This window comes from Cryobacterium sp. TmT2-59 (assembly GCF_004403545.1).
Taxonomy (GTDB): domain Bacteria; phylum Actinomycetota; class Actinomycetes; order Actinomycetales; family Microbacteriaceae; genus Cryobacterium; species Cryobacterium shii.
The window spans coordinates 70,661-90,820 of record NZ_SOGM01000044.1 but is presented as its reverse complement, the minus strand read 5'-3'; the positions used below and the strand labels follow the sequence as shown (position 1 = coordinate 90,820).

The 20,160-nt window shown below is 69.7% G+C and carries 16 protein-coding genes and 1 pseudogene; 10 read left to right on the top strand and 7 right to left on the bottom strand.

The genetic code is table 11. The features are described 5' to 3' along the window. Nucleotides 1-356: 356 nt before the first annotated feature. The 5 genes from E3T24_RS07555 (at nt 357) to E3T24_RS07535 (ending at nt 4,413) form a co-directional block, all read left to right on the top strand. Complete coding sequence (locus E3T24_RS07555; RefSeq protein WP_134366559.1) at nt 357-770, top strand: DUF6855 family protein; 414 nt, start codon at nt 357-359, stop codon at nt 768-770. A 226-nt stretch (nt 771-996) separates the two neighbouring features. Continuing rightward, the gene (locus E3T24_RS07550; RefSeq protein ID WP_134366560.1) at nt 997-1,530 is read left to right on the top strand and encodes a single-stranded DNA-binding protein; all 534 of its coding nucleotides are present in this window, start codon (nt 997-999) and stop codon (nt 1,528-1,530) included. Nucleotides 1,531-1,643: 113 nt separating this feature from the next. Then, complete coding sequence (locus tag E3T24_RS07545; RefSeq protein WP_241978646.1) at nt 1,644-2,222, top strand: hypothetical protein; 579 nt, start codon at nt 1,644-1,646, stop codon at nt 2,220-2,222. A 5-nt stretch (nt 2,223-2,227) separates the two neighbouring features. Then, nucleotides 2,228-3,910 (top strand): energy-dependent translational throttle protein EttA, encoded by a 1,683-nt coding sequence (gene ettA / locus E3T24_RS07540; RefSeq protein ID WP_134366561.1) that lies wholly within the window; start codon nt 2,228-2,230, stop codon nt 3,908-3,910. 8 nt (nt 3,911-3,918) lie between these two features. After that, nucleotides 3,919-4,413 carry a thioesterase family protein gene (locus E3T24_RS07535; protein ID WP_134403172.1) on the top strand — a complete coding sequence of 165 codons (495 nt, stop codon included), beginning with the start codon at nt 3,919-3,921 and terminating at the stop codon, nt 4,411-4,413. Nucleotides 4,414-4,456: 43 nt separating this feature from the next. Here the strand turns inward: E3T24_RS07535 and E3T24_RS07530 are convergent, their stop codons facing one another. Next, entirely contained in the window at nt 4,457-4,870 is a 414-nt protein-coding gene (locus E3T24_RS07530; RefSeq protein ID WP_134366563.1) for a Rieske (2Fe-2S) protein, read from the bottom strand. 6 nt (nt 4,871-4,876) lie between these two features. Next, entirely contained in the window at nt 4,877-5,752 is an 876-nt protein-coding gene (locus E3T24_RS07525; RefSeq protein WP_241976163.1) for an acyl-CoA thioesterase II, read from the bottom strand. Between the two features lie 67 nt (nt 5,753-5,819). Between E3T24_RS07525 and E3T24_RS07520 the strand changes: the two genes are divergently transcribed. Next, on the top strand, nt 5,820-6,497 hold the full coding sequence (locus tag E3T24_RS07520; protein ID WP_134366564.1) for a hypothetical protein: 678 nt from the start codon (nt 5,820-5,822) through the stop codon (nt 6,495-6,497). 33 nt (nt 6,498-6,530) lie between these two features. Here the strand turns inward: E3T24_RS07520 and E3T24_RS07515 are convergent, their stop codons facing one another. Beyond that, entirely contained in the window at nt 6,531-8,120 is a 1,590-nt protein-coding gene (locus tag E3T24_RS07515; RefSeq protein ID WP_134366565.1) for a PucR family transcriptional regulator, read from the bottom strand. Between the two features lie 147 nt (nt 8,121-8,267). Between E3T24_RS07515 and gabT the strand changes: the two genes are divergently transcribed. From gabT to E3T24_RS07495, 4 genes are read left to right on the top strand one after another with little or no spacing between them, the layout of a single operon-like run. Next, a complete protein-coding gene (gene gabT, locus E3T24_RS07510) occupies nt 8,268-9,632 on the top strand; it encodes a 4-aminobutyrate--2-oxoglutarate transaminase (RefSeq protein WP_134366566.1) in 1,365 nt (454 codons plus the stop codon). Beyond that, nucleotides 9,629-10,936, top strand: coding sequence for a Glu/Leu/Phe/Val dehydrogenase (locus E3T24_RS07505; protein ID WP_134366567.1), 1,308 nt, complete (start codon nt 9,629-9,631; stop codon nt 10,934-10,936). Before gabT ends, E3T24_RS07505 begins: the two co-directional genes overlap by 4 nt. Before the next feature lie 58 nt (nt 10,937-10,994). After that, nucleotides 10,995-12,458 (top strand): NAD-dependent succinate-semialdehyde dehydrogenase, encoded by a 1,464-nt coding sequence (locus E3T24_RS07500; protein WP_160141033.1) that lies wholly within the window; start codon nt 10,995-10,997, stop codon nt 12,456-12,458. Nucleotides 12,459-12,486: 28 nt separating this feature from the next. After that, entirely contained in the window at nt 12,487-13,872 is a 1,386-nt protein-coding gene (locus E3T24_RS07495; RefSeq protein WP_338144976.1) for an NAD(P)/FAD-dependent oxidoreductase, read from the top strand. A 116-nt stretch (nt 13,873-13,988) separates the two neighbouring features. On the opposite strand, the pseudogene E3T24_RS07490 reads toward E3T24_RS07495, so the two are convergent. From E3T24_RS07490 to pepN, 4 genes and pseudogenes are all read right to left on the bottom strand, one after another. Next, nucleotides 13,989-15,665: pseudogene (locus E3T24_RS07490) on the bottom strand (FAD-binding dehydrogenase). 41 nt (nt 15,666-15,706) lie between these two features. Then, entirely contained in the window at nt 15,707-16,165 is a 459-nt protein-coding gene (locus tag E3T24_RS07485; protein ID WP_134366570.1) for a globin, read from the bottom strand. Beyond that, entirely contained in the window at nt 16,155-17,405 is a 1,251-nt protein-coding gene (locus E3T24_RS07480; protein WP_134405263.1) for a mechanosensitive ion channel domain-containing protein, read from the bottom strand. The genes E3T24_RS07485 and E3T24_RS07480 overlap by 11 nt, the downstream gene beginning before the upstream one ends. 211 nt (nt 17,406-17,616) lie before the next feature. Beyond that, on the bottom strand, nt 17,617-20,160 hold the full coding sequence (pepN, locus tag E3T24_RS07475; protein WP_134366587.1) for an aminopeptidase N: 2,544 nt from the start codon (nt 20,158-20,160) through the stop codon (nt 17,617-17,619).

Genomic DNA, 20,160 nt, shown 5'->3' with positions numbered 1-20,160 from the left:
GACCCGGGCACCCGCGGCCCGGTATCCGCGGTCCCCGTCGCGAATCGGTGGGCCTCGTCGATGAGGTCTGCCAGTGCGGCGGCGTCCTGGGCCAGCTTGCCGTGCGCCTCGCGGATGGCGTCGAAGTACTCACCGCGTGTCTCCTGCTGTTCGATGAACGAGGGCTTCATGAGGATCACGTTACGGGTACCCACTGACATTGCCCGCGGCATCCGCCCGCCGTGCCGTGCCCTGTGGATAACCTGATCAACAGTGGAATGTGGAGGGATTGATTCATCCGCACACGGACTTCGGTTCACGGTTCTGGGAACGCGAACCTGACCCATCGCGGGGTTGTGGAGTATGAATGAGCCAGGGTGACTGGAAGTGGAACCGAGGACGACCCGTGGCAGTTGGGGACCGCCCCCGGTACGTCGCGGTACACGATGTACCGGGACGAGCAGGGTGACCCACCGGCCGTCGTGTGCCAGGTGGGGGCGACGACGCTGAAGTACCGCGTGAGCGCGATCGTCGATCTGACCGCCTGGTTGCGTGAACGCGGAGACTGGGTCGCGCTCGGGGCCGCTGACGAAACGAAGCCGGCCGCCGAGGGCACGGTCGAGGCATGGGGGCGAGCCGAGAGCAACCCGGTCGGGGGCTGGTACGGCCTGCGCAAAGGGTATCGGGGCAGATTCGGCATGTACCTCCCGCCCCTGCTCGAGGCTCTGGGCCTCGTGGAACTCACCCACGAGGCACGCAACAACAGGGTGCGCGCCATCCCACAGAGTTGACGCGACCGCGCCCGGCCGTACGAGACCTGGATTCGGGTGTCGTCCCTCCCCAATTCCACGCACCGTGCGTTCTCCACACAAGCGCGGCCGGCCGACCAGTGGTGCGCCCGCCATCGCACACTCGGACTGTGCGAGCTGGGGCGGCGGAGACAGGCACGAGCCGTCGTCCCAGCTCGCATGCACCGGGTCATCCGCCCGGCGCACGACCGCGTGCAGGGAGAAGATCATGAGCGACACCATCACCGTGACCGGAATCGTGGCGACCTCGCCGCGCCACCTCGTGACCAGTTCAGGGCTGGCCATCACCTCTTTCCGGCTGGCGTCCGGCCAGCGCCGATTCGACCGCACCAAGCAGGCCTGGGTGGATGCCGACACCAACTGGTATTCGGTCTCGGCGTTTCGCCAACTCGCCCACAACGTGGTGGATTCGGTGCAGAAAGGGCAGCACGTCGTCGTGATCGGGCGTCTGCGCATCCGGGCCTGGGAGAACGCCGACCGCAACGGCACCTCGGTGGAGGTGGAGGCCGATTCCGTCGGGCACGACCTCGCCTGGTGCACCACGATCGCCCGGCGCACGGTGGCGTCCCCGGAACGTCAGCTCGATCCGTCGGCCGAGACCGCAGATTCCGCAGGTTCGGCTGAGGTCCAGTCGGAGGAGCCCGTCGAGTTGAGCCAGCCGGGCCCGCTGAGCCGGCCGGATCAGGATTCCGACGGGTTCCTGCCGGCCGGCAGCGCCACCCTGGTGAGCCTGGAGACGTAGCCGGGCGACGCGCTTCTCGGTCCGGCTCGAGGCTGGGCCGACTCGCAGCTTGGCCGGCTGGCATCTGGCAGACTCGGAGGGCTGACCGCGCCGCGGTCTCGGGAGGATGCAGCGTGCCGGCTTCACAGAGGATGGGAACCAGGCTCCATCGAACCGGCACCCCCACCGGCACCGGCACCCGGATCCGACACCGGACGGGCCAGGTCGGGCTGATTACGGTGCTCAGCGTGATCGCGGGTCTCGGCCTCGTCGGGTGCTCCGCCACGTCGCCGGGACCGACTCCGGCTCGGACATCGGCGCCCTCGGCGAGCCCGTCGGAGAACGCCACCCCGTCCCCAAGTGCGGCGCCGGTGGCCGGCCCCGTGCTGCGGCCAGAGCTCGACGCCGCGGCCAACCTCGACTATTTCGACGCCGTCGCAGCCGCGGTCGTGGCCGCCGATTCCGGCGCCGGCGGGCGCGCGTTCATCGACGCGCTCGCCCGGGGCGGCTTCGACAAGGCCCAGATGTCCGTCACCTTCGACGACACCAGCGCCGAGCTCGCCGCGGACTCGATCCAGTTCGCCGTGCGCATGGGCGAAGAGTGCCTGATCGGACAGAACGGTCCGGCCACCGGCGGCTATCACGGCGCCGTCCTGCCGGTGCTGGGTTCGGGAACGTGTCTGGTCGGGGTCACGCGCCAAATAGACTGGTAAGCACTATGGCTGAATTTATCTACACGATGGTCCGCGCTCGCAAGGCGGTGGGCGACAAGCTCATCCTCGACGACGTCACCATGTCATTCTTCCCCGGCGCCAAAATCGGAATCGTGGGGCCGAACGGCGCGGGAAAGTCCACGATCCTCAAGATCATGGCCGGACTGGACACCCCCAGCAACGGCGAGGCGAAGCTCTCACCCGGCTACACGGTCGGCATCCTGATGCAGGAGCCCGAACTCGACGAGACCAAGACCGTCCTCGAGAACGTGCAGGAAGGCGTCGGCCCGATCAAGGCCAAGGTCGACCGGTTCAACGAAATCAGCCTCGCCCTCGCCGAACCCGACGCGGACTTCGACGCCCTGCTGGCGGAGATGGGCACCCTGCAGGAAGCCATCGACGCGGCCGACGCGTGGGACCTCGACTCCCAGCTCGAGCAGGCGATGGACGCCCTCCGCACCCCGCCGGGAGACTACGCCGTCGCGGACCTCTCCGGTGGTGAGAAGCGCCGCGTGGCGCTGACCAAGCTGCTGCTGCAGAAGCCCGACCTGCTCCTCCTCGACGAGCCCACTAACCACCTCGACGCCGAGAGCGTGCTCTGGCTGGAGCAGCACCTCGCCCAGTACCCCGGCGCAGTCCTCGCCGTCACCCACGACCGGTACTTCCTCGACCACGTGGCCGAGTGGATCGCCGAAGTGGACCGCGGCCACCTGTACCCCTACGAGGGCAACTACTCGACCTACCTCGAGAAGAAGCAGGAACGACTGCTGATCGCGGGCAAGAAGGACGCGAAGATGGCCAAGCGCCTCGCGGACGAGCTCGAGTGGGTGCGCTCGAACGCGAAGGGCCGTCAGGCGAAGTCCAAGGCGCGCCTCGCCCGTTACGAAGAGATGGCGGCGGCTGCCGAGAGCACCCGCAAGCTCGACTTCGAAGAGATCCAGATTCCCGTCGGACCGCGCCTTGGCGCCCAGGTCATCGACGCCAAGAAGGTCAAGAAGGGCTTCGGGGACCGGGTCCTGATCGAGGACCTCTCCTTCACCCTCCCGCGCAACGGCATCGTCGGCATCATCGGCCCGAACGGCGTGGGAAAGACCACCCTGTTCAAGACCATCGTCGGCCTTGAACCCCTCGACCAGGGCGAACTGAAGATCGGCGAGACCGTCGACATCTCCTACGTCGACCAGAGCCGAAGCGGCATCGACCCGAACAAGTCGCTGTGGGAGGTCGTCTCCGACGGCCAGGACTACATCCAGGTCGGCAAGACCGAGATCCCGTCCCGCGCCTACGTCTCCACGTTCGGGTTCAAGGGTCCGGACCAGCAGAAGAAGGCCGGCGTGCTCTCCGGTGGAGAGCGCAACCGCCTGAACCTGGCGCTCACCCTCAAGCAGGGCGGCAACCTGCTGCTGCTCGACGAGCCCACTAACGACCTGGACGTCGAAACGCTCGGCTCGCTCGAGAACGCGCTGCTCGAATTCCCCGGCTGCGCCGTGGTGATCACTCACGACCGGTGGTTCCTCGACCGGATCGCGACCCACATCCTCTCGTATGAGGGCACCGACGAAGACCCGGCCAACTGGTACTGGTTCGAGGGCAACTTCGAATCGTACGAACAGAACAAGATCGCTCGGCTCGGCCCGGATGCCGCCAAGCCGCACCGTTCCGCGTACCGCAAGCTCACGCGCGACTAGGACCCCGGATGAAGCTGCACGTTCCCGTCCGGCTGCGCTGGTCAGACCTTGACGCGTACGGCCACGTCAACAACGCCGAGATGCTGCGCCTCCTGGAGGATGCGCGGATCCAGGCGTTCTGGCCGGACGAGGACGGCACCGGCCCCGGGGCCGAAGGCGGCACCGCGGTGCTGGACGGGCGGCCGGGGGCGGCGACGCTGACTCTCATCGCGCGACTGGAAGCCGAGTACCTCGCGCCGATCCCGTACCTGAGACAGCCCGTGGACATCCGTCTGTGGCTGGGCAAGCTCGGCGGCGCCAGCCTCGAGGTCTGCTACGAGGTCTGGAGCCCGGTCGGCGTCGAGCCGGCGAAGCTGTACGCCCAGGCGAGCACCACGATCGTGCTCGTCGATGCCGTGACCGAGCGCCCGCGCAAGATCAACGAGGTCGAACGAGCCGCCTGGGCGCCCTACGTGGACGAGCCGATCAGGTTCACCCGGCGCGCGTCCCTGCCGGAGGCCTGAGGCCCGGGCTTCGCCGACGGGGTGGTTCAGCCGGCAGAGGCAATCAGCCCGCGGAGACGGTGTCGTCGGTGACGGTGACCTTCACGGATGCAAGCGCGGTCGTCGCCGGTCCGGCGAGGACCTCGCCGGTGGCCGCGTCGAATTTGGACCCGTGGCAGGGGCAGTCGAATTTCTTGTCCAGGGGTTTGACGACGCAGCCCTGGTGGGTGCAGATGGCGCTGAACCCGACCACGGTGCCCTCGGTCGGCTGGCTGAGCATGATCGGCTTGCCGTTCAGTTCGGCCACGATCGAGCCGCCCACGGGAATGTCGGCCAGCTTGGCGACCTCGACCGGCCCGCCGGAGCCCGCCCCGCCCGAATCGGGGGAGCCGGTGCTGCAGCCGACCAGGGCCACCGCTGTTCCGGCGGTGCCGAGCAGGATCGCGCTGCGGCGGGAGATGTCGGTGGGCTTCGTCATATCGGTCTACTCCGCGTTGGTGGGCACGCGCAGCATGCCCTCCTGGGCGACCGTCGCCAGGAGCAGGCCGGACCGGCTGAAGATGCTGCCGGTGGAGAGCCCGCGTCCGCCCTGGGCGGTCGGGGAATCCTGCACGTACAGCATCCACTCGTCGGCCCGGCCGAAGCGGTGGAACCACATCGCGTGGTCGAGGCTGGCGACCTTGAGCCCCGGCGTGGCCCAGGCGATGCCGTGCCGCCGCATGATGGGCTCCATGATCGAGTAGTCGCTCGCGTAGGCCAGCGCCGCCCGGTGCAGGTCGGGGTCGTCGGGGAGCGGCCCGAGGGTCTTCATCCACACGGCCTGGCGGGACGTGTGCTCGCCGTTCACCGTGAGGTAGATCGGCGAGGGAACGTGCCGCATGTCGAAGGGGCGCTCACTGGCCCAGTACCGGGCGATCGAGTGGTCGACCTGCGCGAGCGATTCCGCGGCGGTCGGGAGGGATTCCGGAGCGGGGAGGTCGGAGGGCATCTCGATGTGGTGTTCGAGCCCCTCGTCCACGTCCTGGAAGGACGCGATCATCGACAGGATCGGGTGCCCGTCCTGGTAGGCCTGTGTGCGGCGGGTGGAGAAGGAACGGCCGTCGTGGATGCGGTCCACAGAAAAGGTGATCGGCTGGCCCACGTCGCCGGGGCGCAGGAAGTAGCCGTGCATGGAGTGCACGTGCCGGTCGTCCGGCACGGTCCTCATCGCGGCGACGAGGGACTGGGCGAGCACCTGTCCGCCGAAGACGCGGCCGAGCGGCATCCACTGCGACGGGCCGGTGAAGATGTCTTCGCTGGTGCGGGCTCCCGTGTCCGTGAGGTCGAGAGCGGTCAGGAGACCTTCCATTTGGATATCCATGCGGCCTCCTCAGGCGGGCGACGCAGGGTCCGGACGGCCCCGCGCGTACTTGGTAGTTTAGGAGTAGATGAGCAAGTCATTTTCTCTCCCAGACTCCCTGTCCCTTCGCGATCTTCAGGTGTACCTCTCCCGTGCCGGCCGGGTGGAGGACGGTTCCGTGCGCCTGATCCAGGCTGCGGGCGTGCTCGCCGTCTACACCGCCATCCTCTATCCCCGCGGCCTGCTGGACTCCAGCCCGACCGTGCTGGGCCTGCGCACGTTCGCGCTCACCGCCCCGGTCGACCTCGACGCGGTGGTGCCCGTGCGCTCCCTCCTCGACCGGCTCGCCCGGCTGACCGCGGCGGTGTCGGAGCCGGAGGCTGCGGTGACCGTGACGGTGCCGCTCGAGGTGACCACGGTGACGTGGGCCGGGATCTCGCCGCCCACGGGCGGCTGGACCCTGCTGGGCCAGACGGATGCCGCGCTGCTCGAGGGTGCCGCGAAGACCGGCATCGAAGAAGTCGCCGCGGTCATCCCGTCCGGGACCGGCGCGCAGATCGTGCAGCGGGTGCGGTCCGAGGTCTGGAGCCGCCCGATCCCCGGCCTGGAGATCGTGCCGTCCGGCGCCGCCTTCGCCGCCGTCAGCCTCGGCTTCCTGGCGAAGGACGAACCCGTGCGCCTGTACGAGACGGGCCTGTGGACCCGGATGAGCACGAGCCGCGGCCACATCCTGGTGCGCCGCAAGTCCTGGTCGCTCCAGGCCTGATCCGCCTCACCGAGTCCGCCTACCCGAGTCCGCCTACCCGAGTGGGGCGTCCCCGGCGGCCAGCAGGGCCGCCCAGAGGTCGGCCCGCGCGTGGAACGTGCCGAGGTCCCGGCCGAGCAGAGCCTCGGCCTGGTCGATCCGGCCACGCACGGTGTGGCGGTGCACCCCCAGTTCGGCCGCGGCCGGGCCGAACTGGCCGTTCTGCTCGAGCCATGCCCGGAGGGTCCCCAGCAGCGCCGTGCCGTGCGCGGCATCGTGGTCGGAGAGCGGCCGGAGGGTGGCGCGGCCGACTTCGGAGGCATCCGTGCGGGCCAGGAACGCCAGCACTCCCTGCCGGGAGATGACCTCGAACTCGACGATTCCGGGGGCGCCCTCGTTGGATCGCTCGAGCGATTGCCGGGCCTGGGCGACCAGATGCTGCAGTGACGGGTAGCCGCCGTGGTCGGACACCCCGACGTGCAGCCCGAAGCTCACCAGCTCGTCGAGGAGCGGACCGCCGGTCTGGTCGACGCAGAGCATGACCGACCTGCCCTCGCGGGCGAAGAAGAGCTGCCCGGGTCGTTCCTCCACGCGCAGCTCGAGGAACTCGGTCAGGGCGTCCAGGCGTTCGGGCAGGGGCTCGACGATGGCGATCCGCACCGGCTCGTGGGGGAGCGGCCCCCACATCTCGCGGGAGATGGTCTGGGCGAGCTCCACGTCCCCGCCGAGGAGCGCGTGCAGCAGGCCCGAGCGCAGGTGGCCGCGGGCACGGTCCAGGGCACTGTTCTGCTCGAGCGCGAGCCCGGCCATCGCGATGACGCTGGTCACCACCTCCTGGCTTGCCTGGTCGAGTTCGGTGGCACCGCCGAGGGCCAGCACACCGCGGAGCTGGTCCCGCCGGCCCAGCGTCTGCAGGGTCAGGGTCTCGCCGCCCTCGTCGAGGGTGGTGCTGGCCCGCTGCCCGCGGTGCAGCAGCCGGGCGGCCTCCTGCTGCACCCGGGCCAGGGAGCCCCGGGAGTTCGCGCCGCCCGAGGCCGCGAACGTGTCCCGCGGGAAGACCCGGTCGAGGGCGCCGCTCGCGTCGAACAGCGCCACCCAGTGGTTCAGCTGCCGGGACAGTTCGCTGAGCGTGGCGCTGAGGCCGTCCGGCCGGAGGGCGGCGAGCGAGATCGCACGCTGGGCTCCGAGCGCCCAGGTGTGCCGGGCGTAGCGCAGCTCCGCGACGAGGTCGCCGGCCGCGCGGGCGACCGCGATGAAGGGCGTGCCGTAGGGCACCTCGACCAGGGGCAGGCCGTGGGCGAGGCAGGCGGCGACCAGCGGATCGGGCGTGCCGTCGCGCACGACCTCGGTGCCGAAGCCGAGGGCGGCGATGCCGCGGGCGCGGAGCCGCGACACGTACTCGGCGTAGAAGGCATCCGTCGTGCCCTCGGCGGCGAACTGAGTGCCCGTGGTGAGCAGCACCTGGCCGGCGGAGAGGAACGGCGTCGGGTCGGCCAGGTCGGAGCTGTGCACCCATTCCACGGACTGCTCCAGCGCCTGGGCCGGCAACGATGCCTCGGGTGTGAGCAGGCGCAGCCGCAGACCCGGCTGGTCGAGCAGGCGGCGCAGGGGCGGCAGCAGCGGCGGGGCCGCGATCGGGGACATGGACCAAGTGTACAAGATGGCGGATTACTCCCATGGGAATGTACAGAATGGCGGGTGCCGGCGCACCGCGAGCCGCCATAGAGTGTGGCAATTGGCATCGTCGCCGGCAGCGCGCCGATGCATCTCGGTCCCAGAACTGGAGCAGCCATGACCATTGTCGAATCCCTTGCCCAAGAAACCCCCGTCGGCGGACCCTCCCTCCCGCAGGAGCGACGCCTCGTCACGGCGATCCCCGGTCCGAAGTCGCAGGAACTCAGCGCCCGCAAGGCGCAGGCCGTCTCGGCCGGCGTGGGCGTCACCCTGCCCGTGTACATCGTGGCCGCCGGCGGCGGCGTGCTGGTCGACGTGGACGGCAACTCCCTGATCGACCTCGGCAGCGGCATCGCCGTGACCGGGATCGGCAACAGTGCCCCCGAGGTGGTCGCGGCCGTCGCCGCCCAGCTCGCCCAGTTCACGCACACCTGCTTCACCGTCGCGCCCTACGACTCCTACATCGCCGTGGCCGAAACGCTCAACCGGCTCACCCCCGGCGACCACCCCAAGCGCAGCGCGCTGTTCAACTCCGGCGCCGAGGCCGTGGAGAACGCGGTCAAGATCGCCCGGCACTACACCGGCAAGCAGGCCGTCGTCGCCTTCGACCACGCGTACCACGGCCGCACCACGCTCACCATGGGCCTGACGGCCAAGAACCAGCCCTACAAGAACGGTTTCGGCCCCTTCGCCGCGGAGATCTACCGCGCGCCGATGTCCTACCCCTACCGTGACGGCGGCCTGGACGGCGTTGCCGCGGCCACCCGCGCCATCTCCCAGATCGAGAAGCAGATCGGGGCGGACAACCTCGCGGCCCTGATCATCGAGCCGATCCAGGGCGAGGGCGGCTTCATCGTTCCCGCCCCGGGCTTCCTGCCCACCCTGGTCGCGTGGTGCCGCGCCAACGGGGTCGTCTTCATTGCCGACGAGGTGCAGACCGGCTTCGCCCGCACCGGCGACATGTTCGCGAGCGAGCACGAAGGCATCGTGCCGGACATCATGGTGATGGCCAAGGGCATCGCCGGCGGCCTGCCCCTCTCCGCCGTCACCGGCCGGGCCGAGATCATGGACGCCCCCCAGGTCGGCGGCATCGGCGGCACCTACGGCGGCAACCCGCTCGCCTGCGCCGCGGCCCTCGCGACCATGGAAAGCTACGAGAAAGACGACCTGGCCCGGCGGGCGCGGGACATCGGCGTCATCATGACCGGTCGACTGAACGCACTGCGGGCCGTCGACAAGCGCGTCGGCGACGTACGCGGTCGCGGTGCCATGATCGCGATCGAACTCGTCGACCCGGTCACCGGCGACCCGGATGCCGCCCTCACCGGCCGCATCGTGTCCGCCGCCCACGCGCAGGGAGTCATCCTGCTCACCTGCGGCACCTACGGCAACGTGATCCGCTTCCTGCCGCCGCTGAGCATCCCCGACGCCCTCCTGGTCGAGGGCCTGCAGGTTCTCGCGAGCGCCCTGGCCGCCGCATGAGCCTGCTCGAGGCCGCGCCGGCGCCCCTGGCGCTGCCGCAGGCGACCCCGCAGGCGACCCCCCTGGCCACCCCGCTCGACGACGCACGCTCCCAGCTCCGCGCCGCCATCGGCGTGCTCGGCTACAGCGACGGCCTGCACTCCCTGCTCGCCACCCCGCGGCGCGAGATGACGGTCGCCGTGCCGCTCCGCCGCGACGACGGAACCACCCGCCTCTTCACCGGCTACCGGGTGCAGCACAACCTGTCCCGCGGCCCCGCGAAGGGCGGCCTGCGCTACAGCCCGAACGTCACCCTCGACGAGGTGCGTGCCCTCGCCATGTGGATGACCTGGAAATGCGCCCTGCTGGACGTGCCGTACGGCGGTGCCAAGGGCGGAGTCACCATCGACCCCCGCCTGTTCTCCCAGCCCGAACTGGAACGCGTCACCCGCCGCTACACCAGCGAGATCCTGCCCATCATCGGCCCGGAGAAGGACATCCCGGCACCCGACATGGGCACCGACGAGCGCACCATGGCCTGGATCATGGACACCTACTCCGTCAACGTCGGCTACACCGTCCCCGGGATCGTGACCGGCAAGCCGATCAGCCTGGGCGGCTCCCACGGCCGCGCCAGCGCCACCTCGCGCGGCGTTACCCACATGGCCATCGCGGCGTTGAAGCACCGCGGCATCCGTCCCGAAGGGGCGACCGCGGCGGTGCAGGGCTTCGGCAAGGTCGGTCACGACGCCGCCGTCTTCCTCACCGACGCCGGCGTGCGCGTGGTGGCCGTGAGCGACCAGTACGGCGCCGTGTACAACGCCGCCGGCCTCGACTTCGAACGGCTCAGCGCGCACGTCGCCACGACCGGCAGGGTCGTCGGCTTCGCCGGGGCCGAACCGATCGACGGGGACGCCCTGCTCGAACTGCCCGTCGACCTGCTCGTGCCGGCCGCCGTCGAAGGCGTGCTGCACGAGGGCAACGCGGCGCGCGTCACCGCGCGGGTCATCGTCGAGGGTGCCAACGGCCCCACCTCGCCCGCGGCCGACGCCATCTTCGCCGCCAACGGGCAGCTCGTTGTGCCCGATATCCTCGCCAACGCCGGCGGCGTCATCGTCTCCTACTTCGAATGGGTGCAGGGCAACCAGGCCTACTGGTGGAACGCCGCGGAGGTCGAGCACAAACTGGCCGAACGGATGCTCGCCGCCTGGCACCAGGTCGTCGACTACGCCGCCGCCCGCGACCTGTCCCTGCGCGCCGCCGCCACCGTGCTCGCCGTCGAACGGGTCGCGGAAGCGCACCTGCTGCGCGGCCTCTACCCCTGATCCCAGTCCGGCACCGTCCCCCCTCCTGCATTACCCGCATCGCATCGGAAAGAGAATCATCGTGTCCACCCGTGAAACCGAACTGCTCGCCCGCGTCCCGGCCGGCCTCTACATCGACGGCGCCTGGCAGCAGGGCGGCGGCGAGCCGATCGACGTCACCGACCCGGCGACGGGCGTTGTGCTCAAACAGATCGCCAACGCGGATGCCGCCGACGGCATCCGTGCCCTCGACGCGGCCGTCGCCGCGGCCGACTCGTGGGCGGCCACCGCGCCGCGGGTGCGGGCCGAGATCCTGCGCCGCGCCTTCGACCTGCTGCAGGAGCGCCGCGACGACTTCGCCCTGCTGATGACGATGGAGATGGGCAAGCCGCTCGCCGAGGCCAACGGCGAAGTCACCTACGGCGGGGAGTTCCTGCGCTGGTTCAGCGAGGAGGCCGTGCGCATCAGCGGCCGCTACGGGCTGAACCCCGAGGGCACCGGCTCCATGGTCGTGTCCCAGCGGCCGGTGGGCCCGTGCCTGCTGATCACGCCGTGGAACTTCCCGCTCGCCATGGCCACCCGCAAGATCGCCCCGGCGCTCGCCGCCGGCTGCACGGTCGTCGTGAAGCCGGCCGAGCTGACCCCGCTGACCACCCTGTTCTTCGTGCAACTGCTCGAGGACGCGGGCGTCCCGGCCGGCGTCGTCAACGTGATCACGACCTCGGACTCGTCGACCGTGGCCGCGCCGATCATCGCCGACCCCCGGCTGCGCAAGCTCAGCTTCACCGGGTCCACCGCCGTCGGCCGCAAGCTGATCGTGCAGGCCGCCCAGGGGGTGCTGCGCACCTCGATGGAACTGGGCGGCAACGCCCCGTTCGTCGTGTTCGAGGACGCGGACCTGGACAAGGCCGTCGAGGGCGCCATGCTGGCGAAGTTCCGCAACATCGGCCAGGCCTGCACCGCGGCCAACCGGTTCATCGTGCACGAGTCGGTGGCGGGCGAGTTCGCCCGCCGCGTGGCCGACCGGGTCACCGCGCTGAAGATGGGCCGCGGCACCGAGTCCGGCGTCACCATCGGCCCCCTCGTCAACGAGGCCGCCGTCGCCGGCACCGACGCGCTCGTCAAGGACGCGCTGGCCCACGGCGCCACCCTGCTCACCGGCGGGGTGCGCCCGGCCGGCCCCGGCTCCTTCTACGAGCCGACCGTGCTGACCGGCGTCACGCCGGGCAGCGCCATCCTGAGCGAAGAGATCTTCGGCCCCGTCGTGGGCATCGTCACCTTCACCGACGAGGCCGAGGCCGTGCGTTTGGCCAACTCGACCGAATACGGGCTGGTCAGCTACGTCTTCACCCAGGACCTGGCCCGCGGGCAGCGGATGATCGCCCAGCTGGACACTGGAATGATGGGGTTGAACACGGGGTTGGTTTCCAACGCCGCGGCCCCGTTCGGCGGCGTCAAACAGTCCGGTCTCGGCCGGGAAGGCGGGCTCGAGGGAATCCACGAGTACCTGTCCACCAAGTACACGCTCATCCCGGTCTCCTGACCGTTCATCGACTCCCACCATCCGCGGCATCAGCAACCACCAGCATCCAGGGGAAACAACAATGACCATCATCGAACGTGACATCGTCATCATCGGCGCCGGCGCATCCGGCCTGACCGCCGCGACCGCGCTGCAGAAGGCCGGCCACACCGTGGCCGTGCTCGAAGCGCGCGACCGCGTCGGCGGCCGGCTCTGGACCGACGACATCGAGGGCGCCATGCTCGAGATCGGCGGCCAGTGGGTCTCGCCCGACCAGGACGCGCTCAAGGACACCATCGCGGAGCTCGGCCTCGAGACCTTCGCGCGGTACCGCGACGGCGAGAGCGTCTACGTCAACGCGGCGGGCGAGCGCACCCGGTTCGAGGGCGAGATCTTCCCAGTCTCTCCCGACACCGAGCGGGAGATCGTGCGCCTGATCGAGAAGCTGGACGGGCTCGTCGCCGAAACCGACCCCGACCGGCCGTGGACGCACCCGCAGGCGAAGGAACTCGACGAGATCTCCTTCAGCGCCTGGCTGGAGCAGGAGACCACCGACCAGGAGGCCCGCGACAACATCGGCATGTTCATCGCCGGTGCCATGCTGACCAAGCCGGCCCACGCGTTCTCCACCCTGCAGGCGCTGCTGATGGCGGCCAGTGCCGGCAGCTTCAGCAACCTCGTCGACGCCGACTTCATCCTGGACGAGCGCGTCGTCGGGGGCCTGCAGCAGGTGCCGATCCTGCTCGCCGAGCGCCTCGGCGACGACGTGTTCCTCGGCCAGGCCGTGCGCGCCCTGCGCTGGAACGCGGACGGCGTCGTGGCCGTCACCGACCAGCTCGAGGTGCACGCGCGCCGCGTGATCGTGGCCGTCCCACCGGTGCTCTACAACCGGATCTCGTTCGAACCCCCGCTTCCGCGCCGCCAGCACCAGCTGCACCAGCACCTGTCGATGGGTTTTGTGATCAAGGTGCACGCGGTCTACGAGACCCCGTTCTGGCGCGAGGACGGCCTGTCCGGCACGGCCTTCAGCCCGTACGAGCTCGTGCACGAGGCCTACGACAACACGAACTTCGGCGACACCCGTGGCACGTTCGTCGGGTTCGTCTCCGACGAAGCGGCCGACGAGGTCTTCACCCTCACGGCGGAGGAACGCAAGCAGCGCATCCTCACCTCGCTTTCGCACTACTTCGGCGAGAAGGCGCTCACGCCGGTCGTGTACTACGAGAGCGACTGGGGCACCGAGGAATGGACCCGCGGTGCCTACGCGGCCAGCTTCGACCTGGGCGGGCTGGCCCGGTACGGCGCCGACCTGCGCACGCCGGTGGGACCGATCTCGTTCTCCTGCAGCGACCTGGCCGGCAAGGGGTACCAGCACGTCGACGGCGCCATCCGGATGGGCCGCGACACGGCGGCCCTGGTCGCAGCCGGACTCTAGCCGCGCCGCCGGATGCCGGCTGCCGGCATCCGTCTCGCGGCGCACCTTCGGGGCGCGGGCGCATGCTCCAGCCTGCGCCCGCGTGCACAGGGTGCGCCGCGACGCCGGGGCTGCGTCTAGAGCGCCGCGGCGACCGCGCTACCCGCGGTGCGGCCCGTGAACAGGCACCCGCCGAGGAAGGTGCCCTCGAGCGAGCGGTAGCCGTGCATGCCGCCGCCGCCGAACCCGCTGGCCTCCCCGGCCGCGTACAGGCCGGGGATCGGCTGGCCGTCCGCGCCCAGGGCCCGGGCGGACAGGTCGGTTTCGATGCCGCCGAGGCTCTTCCGGGTGAGGATGTGCAGCTTCACCGCGATCAGGGGCCCGTTCTTCGGGTCGAGCAGTTTGTGCGGGCTGGCGACGCGGATGAGACGGTCGCCCCGATAGTGCCGCGCCTGCCGGATCGCGTTGATCTGGGCATCCTTTGAGAAACCGTTGTCGAGTTCCCGGTCCCGGGCGCGGATCTCCCGCTCGACGTTGGTGAAGTCCAGGCGCACCTCAGGTGCACGCTGCTATATGCCGGTCAGCAGGTCGTGCAGGGTGTCGGCGACGACGAAGTCGACGCCCTTCTCCTTGAACGCCTCCACCGGCCCCGGCGCGCCCGGGAGAAGCCTCTTCGCTAGCAACGGCAGGTTCCGGCCGGTCAGGTCGGGGTTCTGCTCACTGCCGGAGAGGGCGAATTCCTTCTGGATGATCTTCTGGGTGAGCACGAACCAGCTGTGCTCGTGTCCGGTCTTGAGGATGTACTCCAGCGAGCCGAGGGTGTCGAACCCGGGGAAGAGCGGCCCGGGCAGTCGTGCGCCGGTGGCGTCGAGCCAGAGGGAGGACGGACCGGGGAGGATACGGATGCCGTGGGCGGCCCAGACCGGGTCCCAGTTCGTGATCCCCTCGGTGTAGTGCCACATCCGGTCCCCGTTGATCAGGCGCGCGCCGCCCCGCTCGCTGATGCCGAGCATCCGTCCGTCGACGTGCGCCGGGACGCCGGAGAGAAGCTTCTTCGGCGCCGTGCCCAGGCGCGTCGGCCACTGGGCGCGCACGAGGTCGTGGTTGCCGCCGATGCCTCCGCTGGTGACGATCACGGCCGAGGCCCGCAGTTCGAAGTCACCCACCGGGTCGCGTGAACTCGCTGTGCCGCGTTCCGCGCCGTCGTCGGCGAGGCGCACTCCGCGGACGCCCACCACGCCGCCGTCCTCGATGAGGAGCTCGTCGACCCGGTGCCGATGCAGTGCGCTCACCTGGCCGGCCTGAACGCCCTGCCTCACCGGCGTGATGAAGGGCGTCAGGAGTGCCGGGCCGGTGCCCCAGACGATGTGGAACCGCGGCACCGAGTTGCCGTGTTCGAGGGCCGTGTACCCGCCGCGCTCGGCCCAGCCGACGACCGGGAAGAACCGGATGCCCAGATCGTGCAGCCAGGCACGTTTCTCGCCGCTGGCGAAGTCGAGGTAGGCATCCGCCCACAGGGTCGGCCAGTAGTCCTCGGCCCGGTCGAAGCCGGCGCTCGCGAACCAGTCCTGGCGGGCGAGCTCGGGGGAGTCGTGAACGCCGAGGCGGCGCTGCTCGGGGGAGTCGACCAGGAAGAGCCCGCCGAACGACCACCAGGCCTGGCCGCCGATGGACGCGGCGCCCTCCTGGTCGACCAGGAAGACACGTTTGCCGGCATCCAGCAGCTCACACGTCGCGACGAGCCCGGCGAGGCCGGAGCCCACGACGATGACATCGGCTTCGGTCGGGGCGGCGCGACGGGGAACCGGGTTCATCGTGACTCCATCGTCAGCGGTGCTATCGGGAGGACAGCGGGTTACTCGTCGAACGTGTTCAGCATGGCGAACGCGGCGCGCTCGAGGTAGTCCCACAGGGTGTCACGCTGCAGCGGGGGCAGCTCGCAGCTGTCGACGGCGGCGCGCATGTGTCTGAGCCAGCGGTCGCGGGCATCCGGGTTGACCTTGAACGGCTGGTGGCGCTGGCGCAGGCGCGGGTGGCCGCGCTGCTCGCTGTACGTGCCCGGACCGCCCCAGTACTGCTCGAGGAACATCGTGAGCCGCTCGACGGCCGGCCCGAGGTCGGCCTCCGGGTACATCGGCTTCAGCACCGGGTCGGTGGCGACGCCGCGGTAGAACTCGGCGACCAGTTTCTCGAAGAACGGTCGCCCGCCGACCTGCTCGTAAAACGACGGGCCGAGGGCCGCGCCGTCCTCACCGCCGCGGAGGTGGACCCCGGCGGGGGTGGCGGGGAAAACTGGGGTGGCGTCATTCGTCATCGCGGATCTCCGGGTCGGGTGCGGTGTTCCTGGCTGGTTCGGTCTTCGGCGTTTCAGCTTTCGGCGATTCGGCCCTGGGCGTTACCGGCCTGGGCGTTATCGGCCTGGACGCTTCGGATTTGGGCGCTTCCGGCTTGGACGCTTCGGGTTCGGCCTTTTCGGGTGTCACCGTGTCGGCCTTGGGCCGGCGCGGGGCCCGCGGCGCCTTGTTCTTCCTCATCGTCACCGGGGCGGTGAAGGGGCTGGTGGCGATGTCGGGCATCGACGCGGCTGCTTCGACGGCCGCGTCGGGTGCATCTTCGAAGGCGGGGGTCGTGCCGGCGTTGATGGCGCCATCCTTGCCGGCCATGACAACGCTGTTCAGCGGGGTCAGGCCGATGCCCAGGCCGTCGAGAGCCTTCTTCAGGTGCAGGCGCAGGTCGCGCGCGAAGTCCCACTTCGCCGCGACCCGGGTCTTCACCACGAGGCGCACGACGAGGGCCTCCGCGGAGATCGATTCGAGTCCCCAGATTTCGGGCTTCTCGAGGATGACGGGGCGCCACTTGCGGCTGGAGGCCAGGGCCTTCGCCACCCGGAGCAGCTCGTTCTGAACGGCTTCCACGTCGGACGAGTAGGGAATAGCGAGGTCGATGATGACGCGGGCCCAGCCCTGGGACATGTTGCCGACCCGCAGGATCTCGCCGTTGCGCACGAACCAGAGCGTGCCGTCGACGTCGCGCACCTGGGTGACACGGATGCCGACGGTCTCGACGACGCCGGAGGCGAAGCCCACGTCGACGATGTCGCCCACGCCGATCTGGTCCTCGACGACCATGAACAGGCCGTTCAGGATGTCCTTGACGATGTTCTGCGCGCCGAAACCCAGGCCGGCGCCGAGAGCGGCCGTGAGCAGGGCGAAGGACCCCAGGATGTCCGTGTTGATGATGTTGACGATCAACAGGATCGACACGATCAGCAGGGTGACGTTGAGGATGTTGGAGAGCACGGAGCCGAGGGTGCGGGTGCGCTGCACCACGCGCACCGCCGCCAGGGGGGAGACGCTCAGGGCCTGCGTGTCCAGTACGTTCTGGTTCTTCTTGACCCCGGAGACGATCTGCTGCACGACCCGTTCGATCACGAAGTGCAGCACCCAGCGCAGCACGAGTGCGCCCACGATGATGACGACGATGTTTATGGTCTTGAGCCACAGGTCGATCGTGAAAAATTGGGTGAGTTCAAGCCAGATTGCGTCAAAGTCCATAACGAGACGAGTCTACAGAGCCTCGTCCTGTCCGGATCCTGAGTCCCCTGCCCCGCGCCCCGCGCTCCTAGTCCCCGGCCCCGGCTCCGCGCCCCAACGAATTCGACGGAGATTTTGGCTGATCTGGCGATCTGGACCGGTTTAACCCGGTTCCAGGAGCAGAATCTCCGTCGAATTCGTTAGGGGCACGCGGGCGGATGCGGCGGCGCGGCTACTCCGCGTCGCGCGTCTGGGCGGCGAGGGCCCGTTCGACCCCGGCCAGGTTCTCGATCACCAGGCGGCGCAGCGCGAGCGGCTCCGGGTTGGCGTCGAGCCAGGTGCGCGTCGAGGTGACGAGCGCCCGGTTCGCGAGCGGTGCCGGGTACAGCCCGAGCACGAGCTTCTCTGCGATCGAGAAGCTGCGGGCCGCCCAGACCGACTGCAGCATGGCGAAGTACTGGTCCACGAACGGTTCGAGCAGCGCGGTGTCGTTGGCGCGCAGGAAACCGGCGGCCGTGACCCGCACGATCGTGTTCGGGGCGGTGTCCACGTCGATCAGCGACGACCAGGCGGCCTGCTTCCCCTCAGCCGTCGGGATGGCGGCGCGGGCCTGCGCGGCCGACTGGGCGCCGGTCGCGGTGTTGTCCGCGGCCAGTGCGGCGTCGATCTCGGCCGATCCGGCCTTGCCACCGGCGACGAGGGCGATGAGCAGCTCCCAGGCGAGGTCGGTGTCGATCTCCAGGCCCTCGAGCGGCACGGAGCCGTCCAGGAGCGCGGCCACGGATGCCAGCTGGCTCTCGGTGGTCGCGATACCGGCGAAGAACTTCACGAACTGGAACTGCGCGTCGGAGCCGGCTTCGGCGTGGCGGGCGAGGGACCAGAGCGCGTCCCCGACCTCCTTGATCGTCGCCGTGCGGTGCTCCTCGGCGACGTAGTAGGTGGCGGCGAGCACGACCTGGCCGAGTACCGTGCGCAGCGTGGTCGACTCGGTCTCCGTCGCGACGTTGCCGAGCACGAGCGTGATGAAGTCGCGCGGCGCCGTCTCGGCGTCGCGGGTGGCGTCCCACACCGCGCCCCAGACGATGGCGCGGGCGAGCGGGCTCTCGATCGCGGAGAGGTTCTCGAGGGCCACCTCCTGCGACGCCGGGTCGAGGCGGATCTTGGCGTAGGCCAGGTCGTCATCGTTGAGCAGGACCAGGGCGGGACGCTTCAGGCCGACCAGCGTGGGGACATCCGTCTGCGCGCCGTCGACGTCGATCTCGACCCGGTGCGAGCGCACGAGTGTGCCGTCCGCCAGGTCGTAGAAGCCGATCGCGAGGCGGTGCGGGCGAATGGTGGGGTAGTCGGCGGCGGCTGTCTGCAGCACCGTGAAGCCGGTGACGGTGCCGGTCTCGTCGACGGTGACCTCCGGGCGCAGGGTGTTCACGCCCGCGGTCTCGAGCCACAGCCTGGTCCATTCGCTGAGGTCGCGGCCGCTGGAGGCCTCGAGTTCGACCATCAGGTCGTGCAGCTCGGTGTTGCCCCACTGGTGCTTCTGGAAGTACGCGGCGACGCCGGTGAAGAATTCGTCGCGGCCGACCCAGGCCACGAGCTGCTTGAGCACGGAGCCGCCCTTGGCATACGTGATGCCGTCGAAGTTGACCTGCACGTCTTCGAGGTCGGTGATGGTGGCGGTGATGGGGTGGGTGGAGGGCAGCTGGTCCTGCTTGTAGGCCCAGCTCTTCTCCATCACGGCGAAGGTGGTCCATGCCTCGGTCCACTCGGTGGCCTCGGCGGTGGCCATGGTCGACGCCCACTCGGCGAAGGACTCGTTCAGCCACAGGTCGTTCCACCACTTCATGGTGACCAGGTCGCCGAACCACATGTGCGCGAGCTCGTGCAGCACGGTGACGACGCGGCGCTCCTTGATGGCGTCGGTGACCTTGGAACGGAACACGTAGGTCTCGGTGAAGGTGACCGCGCCGGCGTTCTCCATCGCGCCGGCGTTGAACTCCGGCACGAACATCTGGTCGTACTTGTCGAACGGGTACGGGTAGTTGAACTTGCCCTCGAAGTATTCGAAGCCCTGGCGGGTCTTCTCGAACAGGTAATCCGCGTCGAGGTACTCGAACAGGCTCTTCCGGCAGAAGAGGCCGAGCGGGATGGTGCGGCCGTCGCTGGAGGTCAGCTCGCTGCGCACGACCGCGTAGGGGCCGGCGACGAGGGCGGTGATGTAGCTGGAGATGGTGTGGGTGGGGGCGAAGGCCCACGTCTTTTGGCCGTTGCCGGCATCCGTCGGCTCGGGCGTGACCGAGTTGGAGATGACTTCCCAGGCGCCCGGCGCGGTGACCGTGAACGCGAACGTGGCCTTGAGGTCGGGCTGCTCGAACACGGCGAAGACGCGGCGGGAGTCGGGCACCTCGAACTGGCTGTAGAGGTAGACCTCGTTGTCGACCGGGTCGACGAAGCGGTGCAGGCCCTCGCCGGTGTTCGTGTACTCGGCGTCGGCGACGACGGTGAGCGTGTTCTCCGCGGCGAGGCCGTCGAGCTGGATCCGGATGCCGTCACTGACGGATGCGGGGTCGAGCGCGGCGCCGTTAAGCGTCACCGAGTGCACGGTGCGGGTGATGGCGTCGATGAAGGTGGACGAACCGGGCGTCGCGGTGAAGCGCACCGTGGTCTCGCTGCCGAACGTCTCCGGTCCGGCGGTGAGGTCGAGGGTGACCTGATAGCTCTGCACGGTGATGAGCGCGGCGCGCTCCTGGGCTTCGATCCTGGTGAGGTTCTCTCCGGGCAA

Bases quoted from the DNA above. Each gene is read 5' to 3' on its own strand.
- ettA (WP_134366561.1), top strand. From the start codon at position 2,228: ATGGCTGAATTTATCTACACGATGGTCCGCGCTCGCAAGGCGGTGGGC.
- E3T24_RS07520 (WP_134366564.1), top strand. From the start codon at position 5,820: ATGAGCAAGTCATTTTCTCTCCCAGACTCCCTGTCCCTTCGCGATCTT.
- E3T24_RS07530 (WP_134366563.1), bottom strand. From the start codon at position 4,870: ATGACGAAGCCCACCGACATCTCCCGCCGCAGCGCGATCCTGCTCGGC.
- E3T24_RS07550 (WP_134366560.1), top strand. From the start codon at position 997: ATGAGCGACACCATCACCGTGACCGGAATCGTGGCGACCTCGCCGCGC.
- E3T24_RS07505 (WP_134366567.1), top strand. From the start codon at position 9,629: ATGAGCCTGCTCGAGGCCGCGCCGGCGCCCCTGGCGCTGCCGCAGGCG.
- E3T24_RS07525 (WP_241976163.1), bottom strand. From the start codon at position 5,752: ATGGATATCCAAATGGAAGGTCTCCTGACCGCTCTCGACCTCACGGAC.
- E3T24_RS07480 (WP_134405263.1), bottom strand. From the start codon at position 17,405: ATGGACTTTGACGCAATCTGGCTTGAACTCACCCAATTTTTCACGATC.
- E3T24_RS07535 (WP_134403172.1), top strand. From the start codon at position 3,919: ATGAAGCTGCACGTTCCCGTCCGGCTGCGCTGGTCAGACCTTGACGCG.
- E3T24_RS07485 (WP_134366570.1), bottom strand. From the start codon at position 16,165: ATGACGAATGACGCCACCCCAGTTTTCCCCGCCACCCCCGCCGGGGTC.
- E3T24_RS07515 (WP_134366565.1), bottom strand. From the start codon at position 8,120: ATGTCCCCGATCGCGGCCCCGCCGCTGCTGCCGCCCCTGCGCCGCCTG.
- gabT (WP_134366566.1), top strand. From the start codon at position 8,268: ATGACCATTGTCGAATCCCTTGCCCAAGAAACCCCCGTCGGCGGACCC.